The 19,235-nt window shown below is 61.4% G+C and carries 17 protein-coding genes; 9 read left to right on the top strand and 8 right to left on the bottom strand.

Annotation, left to right across the window (positions count from 1 at the left end; translation table 11 throughout):
- Window positions 1-173: 173 nt before the first annotated feature.
- On the bottom strand, window positions 174-1,736 hold the full coding sequence (locus DW943_RS05560; RefSeq protein ID WP_117862428.1) for a cation:proton antiporter: 1,563 nt from the start codon (window positions 1,734-1,736) through the stop codon (window positions 174-176).
- Between the two features lie 184 nt (window positions 1,737-1,920).
- On the opposite strand from DW943_RS05560, the gene DW943_RS05555 reads away from it, so the two are divergent.
- Both DW943_RS05555 and DW943_RS05550 read left to right on the top strand, forming a co-directional pair.
- Window positions 1,921-5,667: a phosphoribosylformylglycinamidine synthase gene (locus DW943_RS05555; protein ID WP_117862427.1), complete on the top strand. Its 3,747-nt coding sequence runs from the start codon at window positions 1,921-1,923 to the stop codon at window positions 5,665-5,667.
- Window positions 5,668-5,766: 99 nt separating this feature from the next.
- Window positions 5,767-6,702, top strand: coding sequence for a DMT family transporter (locus DW943_RS05550; RefSeq protein ID WP_117862426.1), 936 nt, complete (start codon window positions 5,767-5,769; stop codon window positions 6,700-6,702).
- 139 nt (window positions 6,703-6,841) lie between these two features.
- On the opposite strand, the gene DW943_RS05545 is transcribed toward DW943_RS05550, so the two are convergent.
- The 4 genes from DW943_RS05545 to DW943_RS05530 form a co-directional block, all read right to left on the bottom strand.
- On the bottom strand, window positions 6,842-7,903 hold the full coding sequence (locus DW943_RS05545; protein WP_158566107.1) for a GGDEF domain-containing protein: 1,062 nt from the start codon (window positions 7,901-7,903) through the stop codon (window positions 6,842-6,844).
- Between the two features lie 190 nt (window positions 7,904-8,093).
- Window positions 8,094-9,116: a 2-keto-3-deoxygluconate permease gene (locus DW943_RS05540; protein ID WP_117862424.1), complete on the bottom strand. Its 1,023-nt coding sequence runs from the start codon at window positions 9,114-9,116 to the stop codon at window positions 8,094-8,096.
- 142 nt (window positions 9,117-9,258) lie between these two features.
- Window positions 9,259-9,582, bottom strand: coding sequence for an AzlD domain-containing protein (locus DW943_RS05535; RefSeq protein WP_117629654.1), 324 nt, complete (start codon window positions 9,580-9,582; stop codon window positions 9,259-9,261).
- Complete coding sequence (locus DW943_RS05530) at window positions 9,572-10,228, bottom strand: AzlC family ABC transporter permease (protein WP_255413157.1); 657 nt, start codon at window positions 10,226-10,228, stop codon at window positions 9,572-9,574. Before DW943_RS05530 ends, DW943_RS05535 begins: the two co-directional genes overlap by 11 nt.
- Before the next feature lie 162 nt (window positions 10,229-10,390).
- Between DW943_RS05530 and DW943_RS05525 the strand changes: the two genes are divergently transcribed.
- The gene (locus tag DW943_RS05525; protein WP_117629652.1) at window positions 10,391-11,203 is read left to right on the top strand and encodes an HD domain-containing protein; all 813 of its coding nucleotides are present in this window, start codon (window positions 10,391-10,393) and stop codon (window positions 11,201-11,203) included.
- Here DW943_RS05525 and DW943_RS05520 read toward each other — a convergent pair.
- Genes DW943_RS05520 through DW943_RS05510 form a run of 3 tightly spaced genes read right to left on the bottom strand, consistent with a single transcriptional unit; the run spans window position 11,200 to window position 14,825 of the window.
- The gene (locus DW943_RS05520; RefSeq protein WP_117629651.1) at window positions 11,200-12,405 is read right to left on the bottom strand and encodes an electron transfer flavoprotein subunit alpha; all 1,206 of its coding nucleotides are present in this window, start codon (window positions 12,403-12,405) and stop codon (window positions 11,200-11,202) included. The two genes, DW943_RS05525 and DW943_RS05520, sit on opposite strands and share 4 nt — an antisense overlap.
- On the bottom strand, window positions 12,406-13,221 hold the full coding sequence (locus tag DW943_RS05515; protein ID WP_117817309.1) for an electron transfer flavoprotein subunit beta/FixA family protein: 816 nt from the start codon (window positions 13,219-13,221) through the stop codon (window positions 12,406-12,408). It lies immediately after the preceding gene.
- Between the two features lie 2 nt (window positions 13,222-13,223).
- Window positions 13,224-14,825, bottom strand: a complete 1,602-nt coding sequence (locus tag DW943_RS05510) for an FAD-binding oxidoreductase (protein WP_117817308.1) — start codon at window positions 14,823-14,825, stop codon at window positions 13,224-13,226.
- A 346-nt stretch (window positions 14,826-15,171) separates the two neighbouring features.
- Between DW943_RS05510 and DW943_RS05505 the strand changes: the two genes are divergently transcribed.
- The 6 genes from DW943_RS05505 to DW943_RS05480 all read left to right on the top strand — a co-directional run bounded on the left by DW943_RS05505 (window position 15,172) and on the right by DW943_RS05480 (window position 19,212).
- Window positions 15,172-15,468 (top strand): hypothetical protein, encoded by a 297-nt coding sequence (locus DW943_RS05505; protein ID WP_089573322.1) that lies wholly within the window; start codon window positions 15,172-15,174, stop codon window positions 15,466-15,468.
- Window positions 15,465-15,974 (top strand): hypothetical protein, encoded by a 510-nt coding sequence (locus tag DW943_RS05500; protein ID WP_099431401.1) that lies wholly within the window; start codon window positions 15,465-15,467, stop codon window positions 15,972-15,974. The genes DW943_RS05505 and DW943_RS05500 overlap by 4 nt, the downstream gene beginning before the upstream one ends.
- Window positions 15,975-16,063: 89 nt before the next feature.
- Window positions 16,064-16,663, top strand: a complete 600-nt coding sequence (locus DW943_RS05495; protein ID WP_089573324.1) for a hypothetical protein — start codon at window positions 16,064-16,066, stop codon at window positions 16,661-16,663.
- Window positions 16,664-16,712: 49 nt separating this feature from the next.
- Window positions 16,713-16,928, top strand: coding sequence for a hypothetical protein (locus tag DW943_RS10660; protein ID WP_117862423.1), 216 nt, complete (start codon window positions 16,713-16,715; stop codon window positions 16,926-16,928).
- A gap of 18 nt (window positions 16,929-16,946) precedes the next feature.
- On the top strand, window positions 16,947-18,377 hold the full coding sequence (locus tag DW943_RS05485; RefSeq protein ID WP_117862422.1) for a hypothetical protein: 1,431 nt from the start codon (window positions 16,947-16,949) through the stop codon (window positions 18,375-18,377).
- Between the two features lie 118 nt (window positions 18,378-18,495).
- A complete protein-coding gene (locus tag DW943_RS05480; protein WP_199572790.1) occupies window positions 18,496-19,212 on the top strand; it encodes a DUF554 domain-containing protein in 717 nt (238 codons plus the stop codon).
- Window positions 19,213-19,235 lie beyond the last annotated feature (23 nt).

The raw sequence follows: 19,235 nt of genomic DNA, 5'->3' as shown, positions 1-19,235 counted from the left end.
CCGTTTTGAAGGCATATTCTGGGAAGTGGTTTCTGCAACGGGCCTCTCGCGGAAACTGCATCCCACTCTGAGCGCCCATTCCGGGACACAGCTTCCCAACGGCCCCCGTTCCGGAAACCACATCCCGTTCCGAGCCTTCAAAGCGGGACGCGGCTTCCCCGAGAAAGAATCGACTACTTACCGTCGTCGTCTTCGGCTTCTTCGCGCGCATAGAGCTCCAGCATGCGGCGGCGGTATTCGCGCACAGCGAGCTTGGCGCGCTCCAGGCGGCGGCGCTCACGCGGAGTCAGCTCGGACGGGTCGACCTCGTCTCCATAGGTCTTATCGGCAAGCAGGTGCGCCGCGTCCACGATGCGGGCATCGATGTGGCCGCTCGCTGCCTCGGCGGAAAGACGCTCGGCAATCGTATCGAGCGTAGGCAGGCCCTCGAATACGCGACCATGGCCATGCGAGGTCAGCAGCTCGTGCTCGCGCGCGAGCAAGCTCGCTAGGTCGTGGTGGGCGCGCAAGATGTCGAGCGCATCGGATGGATGCTCGGCAACCTCTGCCACGGCGGCGACCGGTGCGGCATCCACCACGCGGTAGAAGAGCTGCGCGAGCAATGGCATCAAGAACACCGTGATGGCACCGGCGGCAACCATGACCGACGCGATGTCTTGCGACAGCGCGCCCGCGTTGACGGCAACGCTCGTCACGGCAACGATGATCGGCAGCGCCGTGGTGCAGTAGAGCGCCACGGTAATGCGGCCATACGCCGAAACGTCGCGCGTCGCGGGACAAATGCTCATAGAGACAAGGATCGGCACAGCGCGAATGATCAACAACGCCACGATAAAGCCCGCGAGCAAGCCCGGGCGCGACGCCACGGCCGTCAGATCGATCTTTGCGCCCGATACGGTAAAGAACACCGGAATCAAAAAACCGTAGGCCAGACCGTCGAGCTTGGTCTCGAGCGTATGGTTGCCCTCGGGGATGATATAGCGCAGGACAAAGCCGGCGGCAAAAGAACCCAACACGATGTCGAGATCAAAGACAGCCGAGAATGCCACGAGCGTGACCAGGATGAGCACCGTCAGGCGCACGAAGGTCTGCGACGTGGTATCGGCGCGCTCCTCAACAAATGCAAAGAAGCGGCTGCCGACGCGCTTGGAGCGGCTCGGGACCACGGCCAGCAACACGCAAACCACCGCAAACAAGCCAAGGATAACGAGCGTTTGGATACCAGTGCGGGCAGACAACAGCACCGACATGGCGAGCACGGGACCGAGCTCGCCCCAAGTGCCATACGCGAGAATCGAGTCGCCCACGCGCGTGCCGGTGAGCGAGCGCTCACGCATGATGGGCACAAGCGTACCGAGCGCCGTCGAAGTGAGGGCAAGCGTCACGGCGATACCGTCGAAATGACTGACTGAGAACCACGGGGTAAAGCGCACGGCAAGCCAGGCGATACCAAACGTGACGACCCACGTCGCCAAGCCGTAGCGCCCCTCGACGCCTGTGATGCTCTTGGGGTCGATCTCAAAGCCGGCAAGCAGGAACAAAAAGGCCAGGCCCAGCTCGGACACAAGCGAGACCTCAGCATCTACATGGATGACGCCGAGCATATGGGGTCCCAGTACCGCGCCGAGCACGAGCAAAAAGACCGTCTCGGGAACGGGTTTTCCGGGAATCGCCGAGGCGATAAAAGGACTCGCAAAGGCCACGAGTGCGATGATGGCGAGCGAAACGAATGCCATGTGATGCCTTTCTCTTGTTTGCGCTTCACTGTAGCACCCTCGCCGTCCTCAACGCGCCGCGAGCTGTCGTATCATAGTGAGGTTTACAAACATGTGGCTCAAGGCGACCGCAGGGCAGACCCCGCAAACCGACCGCTGCCGCATACCGTACCGTACGCCCAACCGATCAGGAAGGCAGGAACCAATGGTCTCTCGTATCTACGTGGAGAAGAAACCCGGGTTCGACGTCGAGGCTCAGCAGCTCAAGGGCGAGCTGACCGAGATTCTCGGCATCAAGGGCATCGAGGCCCTGAGGATCATCAACCGCTACGACGTCGAGGGCATCGATGAGGAGCTGTTCCGCTCCTGCGTGCCGACCGTCTTTAGCGAGCCCCAGGTCGATGTGACCTACGACGAGCTCCCCGCAAGCGATGGCGCCGTCTTTGCCGTCGAATTCCTGCCTGGCCAGTTTGACCAGCGCGCCGACTCCGCCAGCGAGTGCGTGCAGCTCATCAGCCAGGGCGAGCGCCCCGCCGTGCGCTCCGCCAAGGTCTATATGATCTCGGGCGCTCTGGACGAGGCCGCCATTGATGCCATCAAGCACTACGTGGTGAACCCCGTCGAGGCGCGCATCGCCTCGCTCGACCTGCCCGAGACGCTGTACATGGAGACCCCCGAGCCCCAGCCCGTCGAGGTGCTCGACGGTTTCCGCGAGCTCGACGAAGCCGGCCTTGCCGCCTTTATTTCCGAGCGCGGCCTTGCCATGGACGAGGCGGACATCGCCTTCTGCCAGCAGTACTTCCGCGATGAGGATCGCGACCCCACCATCACCGAGATCCGCGTGATCGACACCTACTGGTCCGATCACTGCCGCCACACCACCTTCGGCACCGTCCTGGACGACGTGACGATCGACGACGCCGTGGTGCAGCAGGCCTTCGACCGCTACATGGAGATGCGCCACGAACTCGGTCGCGACACCAAGCCCGTCTGCCTCATGGACATGGGCACCATCGGCGCCAAGTACCTCAAGAAGACCGGCGTCATGACCGATGTCGACGAGTCCGAGGAGATCAACGCCTGCACCGTCAAGGTGAAGGTCGATGTCGACGGCGAGGACCAGGACTGGCTGTTCCTCTTTAAGAACGAGACCCACAACCACCCGACCGAGATCGAGCCCTTCGGCGGTGCCGCCACCTGCGTGGGCGGTGCCATCCGCGACCCGCTGTCGGGCCGCAGCTACGTGTACCAGGCCATGCGTGTCACCGGCGCCGGCGACCCCACCGTCCCCGTGTCCGAGACGCTCGAGGGCAAGCTGCCGCAGCGCAAGCTCGTAACCACCGCTGCCGCCGGCTACTCCAGCTACGGCAACCAGATCGGCCTTGCCACCGGCCAGGTCAACGAGCTCTATCACCCCGGCTACGTTGCCAAGCGCATGGAGGTCGGCGCCGTCGTGGGCGCTACCCCGGCAAACCACGTGCGTCGCGAGTGCCCCGCCCCCACTGACAAGATCATCCTGCTGGGCGGCCGCACCGGCCGTGACGGCATCGGCGGCGCCACCGGCTCCTCCAAGACCCAGAACACCGAGTCCATCGAGACCTCGGGCGCCGAGGTCCAGAAGGGCAACGCCCCGGTCGAGCGCAAGCTGCAGCGTCTGTTCCGCCGCGGCGACGCCTGCCGCCTGATCAAGCGCTGCAACGACTTTGGCGCCGGCGGCGTCTCGGTCGCCGTGGGCGAGCTTGCCGACGGCCTGTATGTCGACCTGGACACCGTGACCAAGAAGTACGACGGCCTGGACGGCACCGAGCTCGCCATTTCCGAGTCCCAGGAGCGCATGGCCTGCGCCGTCGCCGACGGTGACGTCGAGGAGTTCATGGGCTACGCCGCCGAGGAGAACCTCGAGGCGACCGTTATCGCCGAGGTTACCGCCGAGCCGCGCATGCGCATGGCCTGGAACGGTGTCGCCATCGTCGATCTGTCCCGCGAGTTCCTCAACTCCAACGGCGCGCCCAAGCACCAGGTCGCCCACGTCTGTGCCCGCAGCGTGTGGCAGCCCAGCTGGGCCGGCACCACGCTTGCCGAGCGCATGACCTCGCTTGTCACTGACCTCAACGTCGCCTCCAACAAGGGCCTGTCCGAGCGCTTCGACTCCACCATCGGTGCCGCAACCGTGCTCATGCCCTTTGGCGGCAAGACGCAGCTCACCCCGAGCTCGGCCATGGTTGCCAAGTTCCCCGTGGACGGCGAGACCACCACGGCGAGCGCTATGGCATGGGGCTTCAACCCCTACCTGATGGAGGCCGACCAGTTTGCGGGCGCCTACCTGTCCGTGGTTGAGTCCATCGCCAAGCTCGTGGCTGCCGGCTTTGAGCACAAGCGTGCCTATCTCTCCTTCCAGGAGTACTTCGAGCGTCTGCGCACCGAGGCCGAGCGCTGGGGCAAGCCCATGGCAGCCGTCCTGGGCGCCCTTATGGCCCAAGTCGATCTGGGTGCCGGTGCCATCGGCGGCAAGGACTCTATGAGCGGCTCGTTTGAGGACGAGGCCGGTGAGCTCAACGTTCCGCCGACCCTGATCAGCTTCGCTGTGGCCGTGGGCAAGGCCGCCCGTGCCGTCTCGCCCGAGTTCAAGGGTCTGACGCATCGCGTCGTGCGCATCGCCCCCGCCACCTATGGTGAGGACTACCGCCCCGACGCTCAGCAGCTGCTCGCCGCGTTTGACGCCGTCGAGGCGCTCACCGCCAACGGCGACGCCCTGGCCGTCTCCACGCCCGGCTACGGCTGCGGCGTCGAGAGCCTCTTTAAGATGTGCGTCGGCAACCAGATCGGCATCGAGCTTGCCGAGGACGTGGACGTGGAGAGCCTCTTCACCCCGCTCTACGGCAGCTTTATCGTCGAGCTCGCCGAGGACGCCGAGCTGCCCGAGGTCGCCGACGGCGTTGTCGTCGAGCCCCTGGGCACCACCGTCGAGGGCTATGTCATCGACACCGGCTCCGAGGTCATCGAGCTCGCCGAGCTCCAGGAGGCCTGGGAGAGCGGCATCGAGGGCGTCTTCGCCTACCGCAGCGCCGGCGAGACCCCCGAAGTCGAGACCATCGACTTCCGTGCCAAGGATATCCACGTGTACGGCGGCGCCAAAATCGCCCGCCCGCGCGTGATCATCCCCGTGTTCCCCGGCAACAACTGCGAGTACGACAGCGCCCGCGCCTTCCGTGCCGCCGGCGCCGAGGCCGACACCTTCGTGATCAACAACCTCACGCCCGAGGCTGTCGCCGAGAGCACCCACGAGCTTGCCCGTCGCATCCGTGCAAGCCAGATCGTCATGATCCCCGGCGGCTTCTCGGGTGGCGACGAGCCCGATGGCTCCGCCAAGTTCATCACGGCGTTCTTCCGCGCTCCCGAGGTCACCGAAGCAGTCCGCGACCTGCTCAAGGCCCGCGACGGCCTGATGCTGGGCATCTGCAACGGCTTCCAGGCTCTGGTCAAGCTCGGCCTGGTGCCCTACGGTGACATCGTCGACGCCACGCCCGATGCACCCACGCTGACGTTCAACACCATCGGCCGCCATCAGAGCCGCCTGGTGCGCACCCGCATCTCGTCCAACCTGTCCCCGTGGCTGTCGCAGTGCAGCCTGGACGACCCCTACACCGTCGCCATCAGCCACGGCGAGGGCCGCTTTGTCGCCAACGACGTGGTGCTCGCCCAGCTGATCGCCAACGGCCAGGTCGCCACGCAGTACGTGGGCGAGGACGGCAAGCCCAGCATGGACCTTTCCGTCAACCCCAACGGCTCCGCACTCGCCATCGAGGGCATCACGAGCCCCGACGGCCGCGTCCTGGGCAAGATGGGCCATGCCGAGCGTCGCGGCGACAACCTGTACCGCAACGTGCCCGAGCATGTCCCCGGCGACAAGTTCATGCCGATCTTTGAGAGCGGCGTAGCCTACTTCGCTTAAAGCTTTCCCATCGGGTACAATCCCCTCGGGTAACAACGCCCGCCACTGGCACACCCGGTGGCGGGTTCTTTTTTGCTTCGCGCATACAGGAAGGACATCATGGAAAGCCGCAAGCCGCATCTCGCCACCCTGCCTGGACTCATCTTGGGCTGTCTTGTTTGTTGCGCGCTCTGGGGGTCGGCTTTCCCCTGCATCAAGATCGGTTACGAGCTCTTTGGCATCCCCGCACACGATAGTGCCTCGCAGCTGCTCTTCGCGGGTCTGCGCTTCACCCTTGCCGGCGCCCTGGTTATCGTTGGGATGAGCGCGGCCCAACGCCGCCCCCTCATACCACAGGCACGCGATATCAAGCCCATCTTTGTCTTGTCACTCTTCCAGACTATCGGGCAGTACTTCTTTTTCTACCTGGGACTCTCGCGCGCCAGCGCCATGTCGAGCTCCATCATTGAGGCCAGCGCCAACTTCCTCGCAATCCTCTTTGCCGCCTTGGCATTTCACACCGAGAAGCTCAACACGGCCAAGGTGCTTGGCTGCGTGTTGGGCTTTGCCGGTGTCGCGCTCGTCAACCTTTCGGGCGCGGACGGCACCTTTGGCTTTACGCTCGACGGCGAGGGCCTTATCTTGGCCTCCACTGTTGCGGGCGCCCTGTCAACCTGCCTCATTGGCATCTTCTCGCGCGAGCATGACGGCGTTCTGCTCGCCGGCTGGCAGTTTTTAGTCGGAGGTTTGGTCCTTACCGCCATCGGGTTTTTGATGGGCGGCGCGCTCTCCCCCACCGCGATCATCCCTGCCATCGCGCTCATTATCTATATGGCACTCATTTCCGCCGTCGCGTACTCGCTATGGTCGCGCCTGCTTGCCGTCAACCCTGTCAGCCGCGTCTCGGTCTTTGGGTTTATGAACCCGGTCTTTGGCGTGCTGCTGAGCGCGCTGCTGCTCGGCGAGGGCGCTGGCACGAGCCCCGTTACCGTCATCGTTGCCCTGCTGTTGGTCTGCGGCGGCATCATCATTGTCAACAAACCTAAAAAGGCCTAACAAACCAGGCCCTTGCGTATGCCGCACTTGCAGCGGACGTTCGCGTGGTCGCTTTTTTCTAGCGTATCTAAGCGCCGGCTTTCTTCTTTTCATGCTTTACGCGGTAGAGCTCCGCATCGGCGGCGCGAAGCAAGTCTTGCTAGGTATCGACGCCATCACCGACCCGTGCGTAGCCGATGGACATCTGCAACAGATACGGCACCTCGGCACGCGCGAGCTCGTCGTTGATTACCGCGCACAGATCTATGATTTCCTGCTCCTCTGTCGCCTTTTGGAGCACTACGAACTCATCGCCACCATAACGTGCGATAAAGCCACCAGACGCCGAGCAGACATCTTTGAGCACCGTGGAGATGACCTGAAGAGCATGGTCGCCCTCAACATGTCCATGGTGATCGTTAATCTGCTTAAAGCCATCGGCGTCCATCATAAGCAGATACACATCTTTGGCCTGATCCACATTTGAGAAGAGCGACAGCATATAGGTCTCAAAGCGGTTGCGATTGTTGAGACCGGTCGACGGGTCGGTCGAGATCAGCTGCTCCTGACAAACAATGTAGAGCTGCAACATACTTAACATGATGCCAACACTAAGGCAGGGACCCGAATAAAAGACCTGAAAGACACCGGCCACCAAGGCCGGAATGGCGAAAAATGCCAAGGTTTGATAGATGGCCTTCTTTTGCAGGCTCTCGACCTTGCGAGATTGTATAAACGCATGCAGGGACGTATATATAACGTAGCAGTAGCTGACGATGGGCTGGATCATATAGACAAAACCGCGACGATACACGCCCTGTGCATCGATATAGAACAGGGCATGCGTCCAGCAGCTGGTAAACGCCAGTACGACCACCAGCGCCGCAGGTAGCATTACAAACGCCATCCTATAGCGCGCGGTCAAAAGGTGAGAGCCCTGCACCGTCTCGGAATAGATAAACCAAATAAGGCACGCGGCGGCAAAGAGTGAAAACGAAAGCGCGTTGGAAATCCAGTTGGCAGCAATGCCCAGCGTGCCGCCCACACCGTCCGAAAGCGTCCAGATTATATCGAATAACATGTACGCGGCAGAGGTGTAGCCGAGCATGCTAAACAACAGCTGCTGGGTACTCGAGAATAAGGAGCGACGGCTTCGCACGGCAAGCCCGATAAGAACAATCATGCATAGCACGAATATCTCAATCTTGAGTGCCTTAACCACTAGCGCCATCCCTTCAATACCCAAGTGGTCAGAATCGCCCAATTCGAATCAGGGCAATAAACACCCCTTTACTCCACAGGGGTAAAGGGGATAATAGCAGAGCGCCCGAACATCACTGCAAAACAGTTTCTGTTCGGGCGCCCATACGGCGCGAATTGCACACGCCGGCATCATTGATGGGTATCGATTGCTACTCGCCATCGATGTCAGTCGCGACGGCCTCCTCTATGGCCTCGACACCGACAGGCGACAGATCCTCCTTGCCTTGGCAGAACTTCTTGTCGACCCAGCCAGTCAGAATCGGAGCCATGATCGCCGTGATGATAACGGCGGTGGCGATCTGAGCGTACGCGATGGGCGCAAGCTCGGCGTAGCGCGGTGCGACCTCGGCGAGGGCAACCGGTGTGGTCATAGCCGTGCCGGCAATGGTGGAGCAAGCCACAGCGGCCTTGCCATTGCCGCCGCACAGACGCTCGAACGCAAAGGTGATGGGACCGACGACAAACAGCGTGACAAGGCCCAGCAAGATGCCGGAAATACCGCCGGTGATAAAGCTCGACAGGCTCATGGACGCACCGAGCTGAAATCCGATGACGGCAATCGCGGGATTGGCACCGGGAACCAGCAGGTTCTTGATAAACGGGAACAGGTTGCCCAGAACCATGCCAATAACGAGTGGCAAGATGGAGCCGATAATGGTGCCAATGGGAATGTTGGCGAGGCCGGAAACACCGAGGATGATCATCGTGACGGCGGGGCCGGCCGTAAGGAACAGGATACCGACGGCGCCCTGCTCAGACTCATCGCCGAACTCGCCCATGATGCCCGTATAGAGCGCCATGTTGCAAAACGTGATGCCGCCGATGATAGACACGGAGCTCAGACCCAGGAAGTTGTCGTTAAAGAAATATGCCACGCCCAGGCCGAGAGCCGCTGCGACGACCAGCTTGGGGATCAGCACGACGATACCGGTCTTGATGGCACCCGGCGTGGACTTAAAGCTGATGCCGGCGCCCACAAACAGCAGGATCGCGGCGACGATGGCATTGGAGCCACCGCGGCAGGCAGCCGTAAAGAAGCCGCCGATCTCAAAAACCTGCGGGCAGAAGGTGTTGAGCAAAAGACCGACGATCATCGGATAGATCATGATGTCGCCCGGGATGCGCGGGACCTTGAATTTCTTTTGCTCGTTGGCGGTCGCTTCCTGTGCCATGAAACCCCCATTTCCGCTGACGGGGTACAAAAGCCCACGTCACGCTTTGCTACAGTAAAGTTTGACCATGGTACCAGAAGAAATAGACCAGCTCGGTGAGAAATTCGATTCGTTGGACAGGGGCGCTAAACGTGCCCCGCTCTTATATGAGGCTCAAAACGATATAGAACACGATGCCCGAAACACAGCACCACAGCATCGATTTTGTCTTGACCGCCACGGCCACGACGCCGGCAGCCGCAATCCAGGGAACCAAGGCAGGCCAGGGTCCCGCGTCGAACGCGCCGGGGCTCACCAAGTCGTTGGCGACCAGCGCGGCAAAGGCAGCGGGCGGGATATAACCCAGGGCCTCGGTAATGCGGGGCGACAGCGTTCTCCCGCGCAAGGCAAACGCCGGCGCGATGCGAAAGAACGCGATAGCAGCCCACGACGACAGCCACAGAACCAAGAACTCGTTAACGGGCATCGCGGGCACCTCTTCCGTCAAATACAGCATCGCACGCCAACGCAATGGCAATGCCGGCCACGACGCTTGCCGGCACGGCAATATTCGTGAGGCCCAAGAACTTGCATACGGCGACGGACACCGCGCCCGAAACCGCCGCGACAACGTTGCCGCGCGACAGCCGCTGCGAAAAGAGCAGGCAGATAAAGAGCGAGGTGCAGACAAAGGCTGCAATGGCGGTGGGAACATCGACAACGGCGCCGACGATGGCGCCCATCGTACACGAAACGCCCCATGTTGCGATGAGAATCACGTTGAGCACGAAGGACTCGCGCGGGCCCCAATCCTCCCCTTCAACCAACTTGGCAAGCGAGATGCCATATGCCTCCTCGGTAAGTGTCGCGGCAACAGCCAGCGTCTGACGCTTCGAGGCACCCGTCAGATGCGGCGCGATCGATGCCGAGTAAAGCGCAAAGCGCGAGGAGATGGCAGCAACGCTCGCGACGATCGATGCTGCAGGCACGCCCGCCAGCCAAAGATTGCAGATCATAAACTGGCCGCTGCCCGTCACAAACGTGCTGCTCAGAGCAAAGACCATCCAGGGCTCCATTCCCGTCTGCCCCATGATCATTCCGCACGGCGCGCCTATTGCAATATAGGTAAGCATCACTGGCCAGACGATTTTAAAGATCCTAAGGACCATGCCACTCCCATTCTGGTAAGTCGTCTGCAGCGCGCCTTGCAACGCAGCAGAAATATCAACCGGTGGCAATAAAGTTCACCTACAATTGCCACCGGATCGAAAGACACAACTTTTTAGGAAGTCATTATGACAGCTATCGATCGAGACCGGGCGCGCGCGGCCTTCAAAAGCTACACCGATGCCTACGACGCCACCAGCCCACGCATCGCGCTCAAAATCGAGCATACGTACCACGTGGCCGAGGCATGCGATGCCGTAGCGCGCGAGCAGGGCTGGTCGTCAGAAGATATTGACCTGGCATGGCTTTGCGGCCTGCTACACGATATGGGCCGCTTTGAGCAGTTGCGGCACTGGGACACCTTTAAGGACGCCGAGAGCATGAGCCATGCAGCGCTGGGCATCGAGATCCTCTTTGGCGAGAATCCCGCCGATGCACCCGCCGTAACGAGCATCCGCGACTTTATCGATGACCCGGCAGAGGACGAACTGATCCGCGCGAGCATCGCCCACCACAGTGATTTTCGCCTGCCCACGGAACTCGACACCCGTACACGGAGCTTCTGCGAGATCGTGCGCGATGGCGACAAGATCGACATTATGCGCACCATCGCCGACAGCACCGTCGACACCATCCTCAAGGTGGATGAGGACACGTTTCTCGCCAGCCACTTCTCGACACCGGCGCTTACCGCCTTTGACGAGCACCGCTGCGTCGCACGCGATGAGCGCGATGAGCCCGCAGACTACCTGGTGGGACTCATCTGCTTTATGTTTGAGCTCGTCTATCCGGCGAGCCGCGCGCTGGCGCGCAAACAGGGCGATATCCACCGCCTGCTCGACGCGCCCTTTGGCATTACGCGGCCCTTTACCGACCCCGCCACGCAGGCAACCTGGAGCCGCCTAAAGGACGAGATGCGCGACTGGCTGACGCGCGCTTAGCGCTCAAGCTGAGCCAGCAGCTCCTCAACGATCTCAACGGCATCGCCGACGACCTTGTACTGGGCGGCACCAAAGATGGGGGCATCCGGGTCCTCATTGATGGCGACAATGCACTCCGCCCCACCGATGCCGGCGAGATGCTGGATAGCGCCCGAGACACCGATGCTCACGAGGAGCTTGGGCGAGACCGATACACCCGTCTGGCCAATTTGGTGGCGATACTCCAACCAGCCCGCCTCCACAATGGGACGCGTGCAACCAAGCTCGGCACCCAGGGCATCGGCGAGCTTTCGCATCAGGGGCAGATTCTTCTTGGAGCCGATGCCGCGGCCCACCACGACCAGACGCTCGGCATCGGCAATTGAGGCCTGCTGTCCCCACTCCTCGGCGGGAATCGAGATCTCGACGCGGGCCTTAACGTCATCCGCAAGCACTACCTGGGTAATCGTGCCGGAGCGGCTATAGTCAAACTCGGGCGCCTTAAAGATGCCGGGGCGCACCGTTGCCATCTGAGGACGGTGGTTGGGGCAGATAATGGTGGCCATCAGGTTGCCGCCAAACGCCGGGCGCGTCTGCTGCAGCAGACCCGTCTCCGTATCCATAGAAAGCACCGTGCAATCGGCCGTAAGACCCGTCTGCAAGCGCACGGCCACACCGGGCGCCAGCTCGCGACCAAAGGCGGTCGCGCCGTACAGAATGGCCTCGGGCTTGCGCTCGGCTACCAAATCGCAGATCAAGCGAGCGTAGACCTCCGCGTCGTTCTGACGCAGGCGCTCGTCACGACAGACCAGAACTTCGTCCGCACCGGCGCAAATCAGATGCTCCAGGTCCCCGAGTGAGCCCTCGGGGCTCATGCCGACCAGTGCCACCAGACGGCAGCCGCGGGCATCGGCAAGCTCGCGCCCCTTGCCCATGAGCTCGAAGGCCACGGATGCAACGGCATCGTGCTCGTCAGTCTGCACGAAGATCCAGATGTCTCGATATGCGTCAAGGTCTGCCGCGCCGGCGGCCTCGTCGCGCTCAATCGAGATGGCGTTGACGGGGCAGGCGTCGACGCACCCACCGCACAGGATACAGCCGTCGGTTACGCGGGCACAGCGATTGGGGCGCTCACCCTCCACCACAATGCCGCCCGAGGCGCAGGCGCGAACGCAGCGACCGCAGCCGATACAGGCTTCGCTATCGATAATCAGCCCGCTCATCTATGCCATCCCCTCAATAATCTTGGCAAGTTTTACCGCCTGCTCGGACGCCGTTCCCTCAACGGCCTCGCACGTTTGGTCACGGTCGGGCACAAACGAGCGCACGACCTGCGTCGGTGATCCGGCAAGGCCGCAACGCGAGGGGTCGGCGTTCACGTCGGCGGCACTGATCACGCGCACGTCCGCCCCCTCTGCCGCGCGAATACCGGCAATACTCGGCATACGCAACTGGCCAATCTCCTTGGCAGTCGTCATCGCACACGGCATCTCCAGGTACACCGTCTCCTCGCCGGCATCGCAGCCGTGAACGAGCGCCAGCGAGCCACACGTCGTAAATCCCGCGCTCTGCACACAGCTCACGTCGGTCACGCAGGGGACCCCAAAGGCGCCGGCCAGCTCGGGGCCGATCTGGGCCGTATCGCCGTCCACTGCCATCTTGCCGCAGATGAGCAGGTCAAAGTCCTCATCGAGTGCCTCGATGCCGCATTTGAGGGCATAGGTGGTGGCTAGGGTATCGGCGCCCGCAAAGGCGCGATCGGTCAGCAGCAGCGCGTCGTCGGCACCGCGGGCGATGCAGTCGCGCAGCAGCGATTCGGTCGCGGGGATGCCCATCGACACCACCGTCACACGCACGTCCATGCCAAAGCCGATAAAGTCGTCCTTCAGCGCTAGCGCACATTCGAGGGCACTTGCATCGAAGGGATTAACGACCGCCTGCTTGCCATCACGCACGATAGTATTGGTCTTGGGGTCCATCTTGACCTCGGTGCTTCCGGGCACCGCCTTGACGCACACCACCATATGGAAATCACTCATCTTCACGCGCCCCCTTTCTGGACGAGTTCATCCAAGAGCTTCTCCGTAAACAGGTTGCCGCGACCCAGCTGGCCGGCAGGATCAAGCTGGAGTTTGAGACGCGCCGACTCGACCATGGCCTCGTGGCCGTACATCGTCTCCAAGAAGCCCGCCTTGATCTTGCCGACGCCGTGTTCGGCAGAAACGGCACCGCCCATGGCCGTGACCTCGGAAGCCCACTGGGCAAAGAGCTCTCCACCACGACGGTAGTCTTGCGCATCGCGCGGCAGGATGTTCACATGCAGATGGTTGTTCCCGATGTGTCCCCAGGCAGCAGACTCAAGCCCGCTTTCGGCCAGCGTGCGGCGATAGAGGGCCACGACATCGGCAAGGCGTGCATTGGGCACCGACATATCCGATCCCAGCTTGGTAATGGTGGGGTCGGTGCGGCGACGCTCGTCAATGAGCATGTTGACGCTCTCGGGCACCGCGTGGCGGAAGAACCGCTGGCACTCGCGATCGACTTCGTTGCGGGCGACCCATGTCGCATCGTCGCGGCCGCCCGCAAGCTCCAGCACCCATCCCAAGTGGTACAGCTCCTCGGTCGCCTGCGCCTCGTCATCGCAATCGAGCTCCACGTAGACACATACCTTGGCCTCTTTGTCGAGCGCCGGCAGCGAGGCAAACGCCGTCGACTGCTCGCGCTGGCGACGTAGAATATCCAGGGCGCCAGCATCGAAGTACTCGATGGCAGCCGCATGGGACAGGACAGGGCGCACGGAATCGGTAAAGGACACCGCCTTGTCCTCGCTATCGAAAAAGCAACTCACACCCCAAACGACCGCAGGCGCCGCCTGCAGGGCAATCTCGAGCTCGGTGATAACGCCGAGCGTGCCGCACGCGCCGATAAAGAGGTCGATGGCGTCCATATCGTCCGCAACGAAATAGCCTGAGGCATTTTTTGTCTCGGGCATGGTATAGCCGGGAAGATCGAGCTCGAGCGTACGGCCCTCTGCCGTCACGAGCGACAGGTGGCGGCCCTGGGCAAAAGCCTCGCCGCGCTGAAGCTCAAGCAAATCGCCATCAGCCAGCGCGACGTGGAGTCCCGTGATATGCGGGCGCATGGGGCCGTAAGCGTAGCTGCGGGCGCCGGAGGCGTTGCATGCCGCCATGCCACCCAGACAGGCAGATGCCTCGGTGGGATCGGTGGGAAAGAACTGCTCGGGGGACTCTTGGAACTCCTCGTAGGCCTCAAGCGATGCCTGGTCCCAACCAGCGGTCGGCAGTACCTTCTTGCTCAGCTGCTTACGCAGCTCCGAGAGCACAACGCCCGGCTCCACGCGCAGCAGAAATTGGCTTTGTTCATCGCGGCGAAGGCCCAAGTAGCGATTCATACGGGAAGTATTGAGGATATGCCCACCGTGGGGCACGGCACCGGCGGCAAGGCCGGTTCGGGCGCCCTGAACCGTTACCGGGACACGCTCGGCATGGAGCGTTTCCAAAATGGCACGGACCTCGTCTTCCGTTGTCGGAAACGAGATGCTCGATGCTTCGCCCGATGCACGAGATTCATCGCGGCCATACTCTTCGAACTCATCGGTGAAGGGTTTAATGGTTGCAGACACGCGAACTCCCCCTTTAGCTAACTACAGTGTTTGCAGGGAGATGTTACCGCATCGTTTCGTCGACGTGTTCGAGACCGTCTCCATAATTGGCGATTTTTACGTTTGTGCAATTCGGCGAACGGCAAGGCTTCCTCGGCAGACGATGCTTTTGACACATATCGCCCCGCCGTCGCCGACCGCTCGATTGTCGCTCGAAAAAAGTTGGAGTAATTTTTTCCACCTTTTACCTGCGGAGATGTCAATCCGTCAAGCATTTGGTCAGAAATTGGTCAAGTAGCGGCTGATACGGTCGGCGTCGACAACCAAAACCGATAGAAGTTTTGGCCCCAGAAGCAGGGAGGTTCCCATGGCATATTACTGGCCCCAGTACGGCGTCGCCATCGAGGTCGACGACGATCCCTATCTCCTGCCTTTCGACGAAGAGGCGTTCCCCGATACGGCGGTCTACCACGTCACCACCGATGTTATCTGCGACCCCGAGTCGTTCTCGGCGCTCGCCCACCACATCGCGCGTATCCACGACATCGAGCTCCCTCACGACTTTGACGAGCTCATCTACTCGCGCCGCCTGATGCTTCACATGCTCTTTGGAGCGGACCCGTCCACGTTCGCACGTGTCTACACCACCAAGGACGCCGCATGAGTGCGAAGAAGCCGCCCCGCCTCGCAGGACTGGGGCGTCGCAAGAAACTCGTCGTTGTCTGCCTGGCTATCGTCTGCGCCCTCATCGCCGTAGGGCTATACGCCTGGCAGTCGCAGCCCGTGCCCGAAGCGGGCGCCTCAGTCACGACGGCAGAGGGCAAATCGCGACAAGAAATCCAAGATGAGCTCGATGCCATCGTCCGCGACAACATGATGACGATTTCGGTCGCGCCGGTCGCTCAGCTACAGGAGGACGGCAAGCTGCGCGTCAACGTGCAAAACGTCCAAGACAATAAATTTCCCCAGCGATTCCGCGTCATCCAAAACGACGAGACCATGTACGAATCCGGTGTGGTCGAGACCGGCAAGACAATCGAGACGTGCCCCGCCGGCGACATCAAAGAAGGCGAGGCATACATCGAGATCCAGGCACTCGATGCCAAGACCCTCGACAGCCACGGCAATCCGACACGTGTCAAGGTACGGGTTGAGCAAGCCGAGAACTAGCTTTTCGGCCGACGCGGCACCGCACGCAATTCACCAGCATTCGTCCAATCATCGCGGGGACGGCCCGCGGCGAATAGAAAGGAACGACCATGGACATCACCAGGAACATGAACGGAGCCAGAGCGCTCGTCGTGGGCGCAGGGCTCGCGCTCGCGCTCGCAATGGGCGCCGCCCCGACGCCAGCTCTGGCAGCCGGGCGCGTTGGAACCACGAAAGTAATGGTCAGGACCGAGATCGACAACGTAGAGTTCAAAGTTCCGACGGTTATTCCCTTCGTCGCCAAGGCCGACGGCACGCTTCAGGGCCCCTCAGAAGACGCGACCACCATCGACAATCATTCGGCCTACGGCATCCATGTCACCAACATGAAGATCGACGCCATGAACACCTGGACCATTGCCGCCGACGCCAAGGCCGGAACCGCGCAGAATTCCATCGACTTTAAGGTCGGCCCCGACGGCGCACTCCAGAACGCCAGCGCCGCAATGCAGGAGACGGGCCTCGATCTTTCCAAGAATGCAGCCTTCGACATGGGCTACCAGGGCATTGCCGGCGGCACGGACAAAATTAAGCTCAAGACAAGCGGAAACGTCGCCCGCGTCACGCGCGACATCTTCCGCGTAACCGGCGAAGGCGATCAGGTTGCAACGATCACCTGGACGGTCGAGCCCGGTGCGCACACGGCATAAGGCCGTCGCCCTGGCCGCCGCCGTCAGTATCCTAGCGTGTGGGCCAGCTATGGCCTTTGCCCAGCAAGAACAGGCGCGGGCCGCCACGCAAGTGACGGTCGACCTCTCGGAGCTCGACCGCGGCGACCGCCAGGAACCGTTGGCACAGACAGACGACAGACGATGGCTCTTGGCAGCAGGCGCCACAGCAGCAGGCGCGGGAACCGCCGGCCTCGGTCTGCATATCAAACGCAGCCAGAAACAAAACACGGACAGGCCGCACTAAATTAGCTAAGGAGACTTCATGGCATCGAAGAACCTTTTGCCCGTTGTCGCACTCTGCGGCGCGCTCGCAACCGGAACGCCTGTCGTCGCTTGGGCGACTCCCGCCATGGCGGACTCCTTGCCGGCAGCCCTAAGCTCCGCACCAAATCCGTCGAGTGCCATTGCGTGCAAGCGTTTTTCGATCGCACAGGCCGCAATCTCAACCTCGGGATGCCTTCGTCGTAATACGGACGGCTCGATAGTCGTGGATATCAATCGTTCGAACAAGGCAAACGGCTCCCAGGCGGGGCGCGCTGTCTGCACATGGCGCTCGGTTGTGCTCGATGCAGATGGCGATCCATGCAATTTAGAGCTGCGCATCGACATCGCTTCGGTCGATGACTCGGCGAACGGAGCGAAGGTCGCCTTCGACGGTGCGTTTTTCGAGAAAGGAGGCGGTATATGTCTGGGCTGCGCCGCCGCGAATGCAGACGATACGCAGCCCACCCTCTCATTCACGGCATCGTTGCGGCTGACCAAAGCCGGCACCGATGCCATCGCGGCGGGAGAAGCATCCCTGCTGTTCTACGCCGTCAGCGCCAAAGACACAGACGCTCATTTCGAGAAGCCAGCCGGATCACTCAGCCTTACACGAGGGACAGAGGCGGGCCCTATTGAAATCGATGCCCACACGCTAGGCAGGCAACGCATTCTTGCCGACCCGGCGCTTCTCGAGATGGAGTGGAACGGATCCGGAGCCGTCGGGATTGTCCCCTCCGCGCTTAACGCCAAGACGCTCCCCTCAAACGACGAACCCATCAACGCAACCATACAAGAAGAAAGCGCGGACAAAGAAGCAGGTGCGGGCGACACGCCGTCGCCGACAAACAGCGCCCCAGCCTCTTTCGAAGCACCGAATGAGCCCGCTGCCGATCCAAACGATCCCGAGCTCGCGGACAGTCTGGGGCTTGCTGATCCTCAGGAGATCGATGAAGGTAACTGCTGCGTGCTTGCCGCCCTCGACCACACAGAGGTCATCGACGCCGCGAGCATCGAAGTTGCCGCCGCCAATCAGCCCGTCCGCAAGTCGGCCATCATCGCATTTCCCGAATCCATCGAAGTCGTCTTTTTGCCATCGGGCGAGGTCGTGGCCCCAACACTGCTCACCTTGTTGGGCGCCAAGAATACTCGAAACGAAATTAAAAAGGTCACGGTTGTCGACCCTGCAACCACCGCTAGACTGCGTCTATACGCCGTTGCCCCAGACGGAAGCAAGACCTTGGAATTCGATGGCGACACACTTCTAGCCTGGCGACGTCTGGACATTATGCAAGACGTCTCGTATCAGATCGAACTCGAAGGGTTTGATCGTGCCCGCGATGCCAATATCATCGCCGCGGCTATTGAATCCCCACAGCGGCTTATGGCACTGCGCTTTGACTACTATCCCTATGTCCCGACAACCACCTGAGGCTTAAATGCTGCGCATCATTCCTAATACCACTTATATAACGTATTAGATGAGTCGCGATGTGCCTCGCATTTCGTTCTGCTACGATTGCCACGTTGGCATCAATACAGGAGGGCTCATGCCGGGCTTGGGAACAATCATCAACGTTGCGCTTTTAGTTGCGGGCGGTCTTTTGGGATTAGCGGGCGGCCGCTTCATTACACCGCGCATCCAAGACACGCTCATGAAAGCATCGGGGCTGTGCGTCCTGTTTATCGGCCTGAGCGGCACCATGCAAAAGATGCTCATCATCGATGGAAAGGCGCTAGCGACCACCGGTACCACCATGCTCATCGTCTCATTTGCGCTCGGTTCGCTCATCGGCGAGGCCATCAACTTGGAGGCCGCCATCGAGAACCTTGGCGAATGGCTCAAGCGCAAGACTGGCAGTGAGGGCGATAACGAATTTACCAACGCTTTTGTCTCGACTTCACTCACCGTGTGCATCGGCGCCATGGCCATTGTGGGATCGATTCAGGACGGCCTGCTCGGCGACTGGTCAACGCTTGCCCTCAAGGGCGCACTGGACTGCATCATCGTCTGCACCATGACGGCCTCGCTTGGCCGCGGCTGCATCTTCTCCGCCCTGCCCGTCACCGTGTTCCAGGGGACGATTACGTTGTTTGCCGGCGCGCTCTCCCCCATCATGACCGCAGCGGCCCTCAACAGCCTTTCGCTCGTAGGCTCCATGCTCATCTTCTGCGTCGGCGTCAACCTCATCCGTCCTCAGACCTTCCGCACGGCCAATATGCTTCCCTCCGTCGTCATCGCCGTCATCTACGCCCTCCTGTTCTAAATCTATCAACGCAGCGGTATTTC

The sequence above is a fragment of the Collinsella sp. AM44-11 genome (genome assembly GCF_003467145.1).
In the GTDB taxonomy this organism is placed as follows: Bacteria; Actinomycetota; Coriobacteriia; order Coriobacteriales; family Coriobacteriaceae; genus Collinsella.
This window is presented reverse-complemented; position numbering and strand designations above follow the sequence as displayed.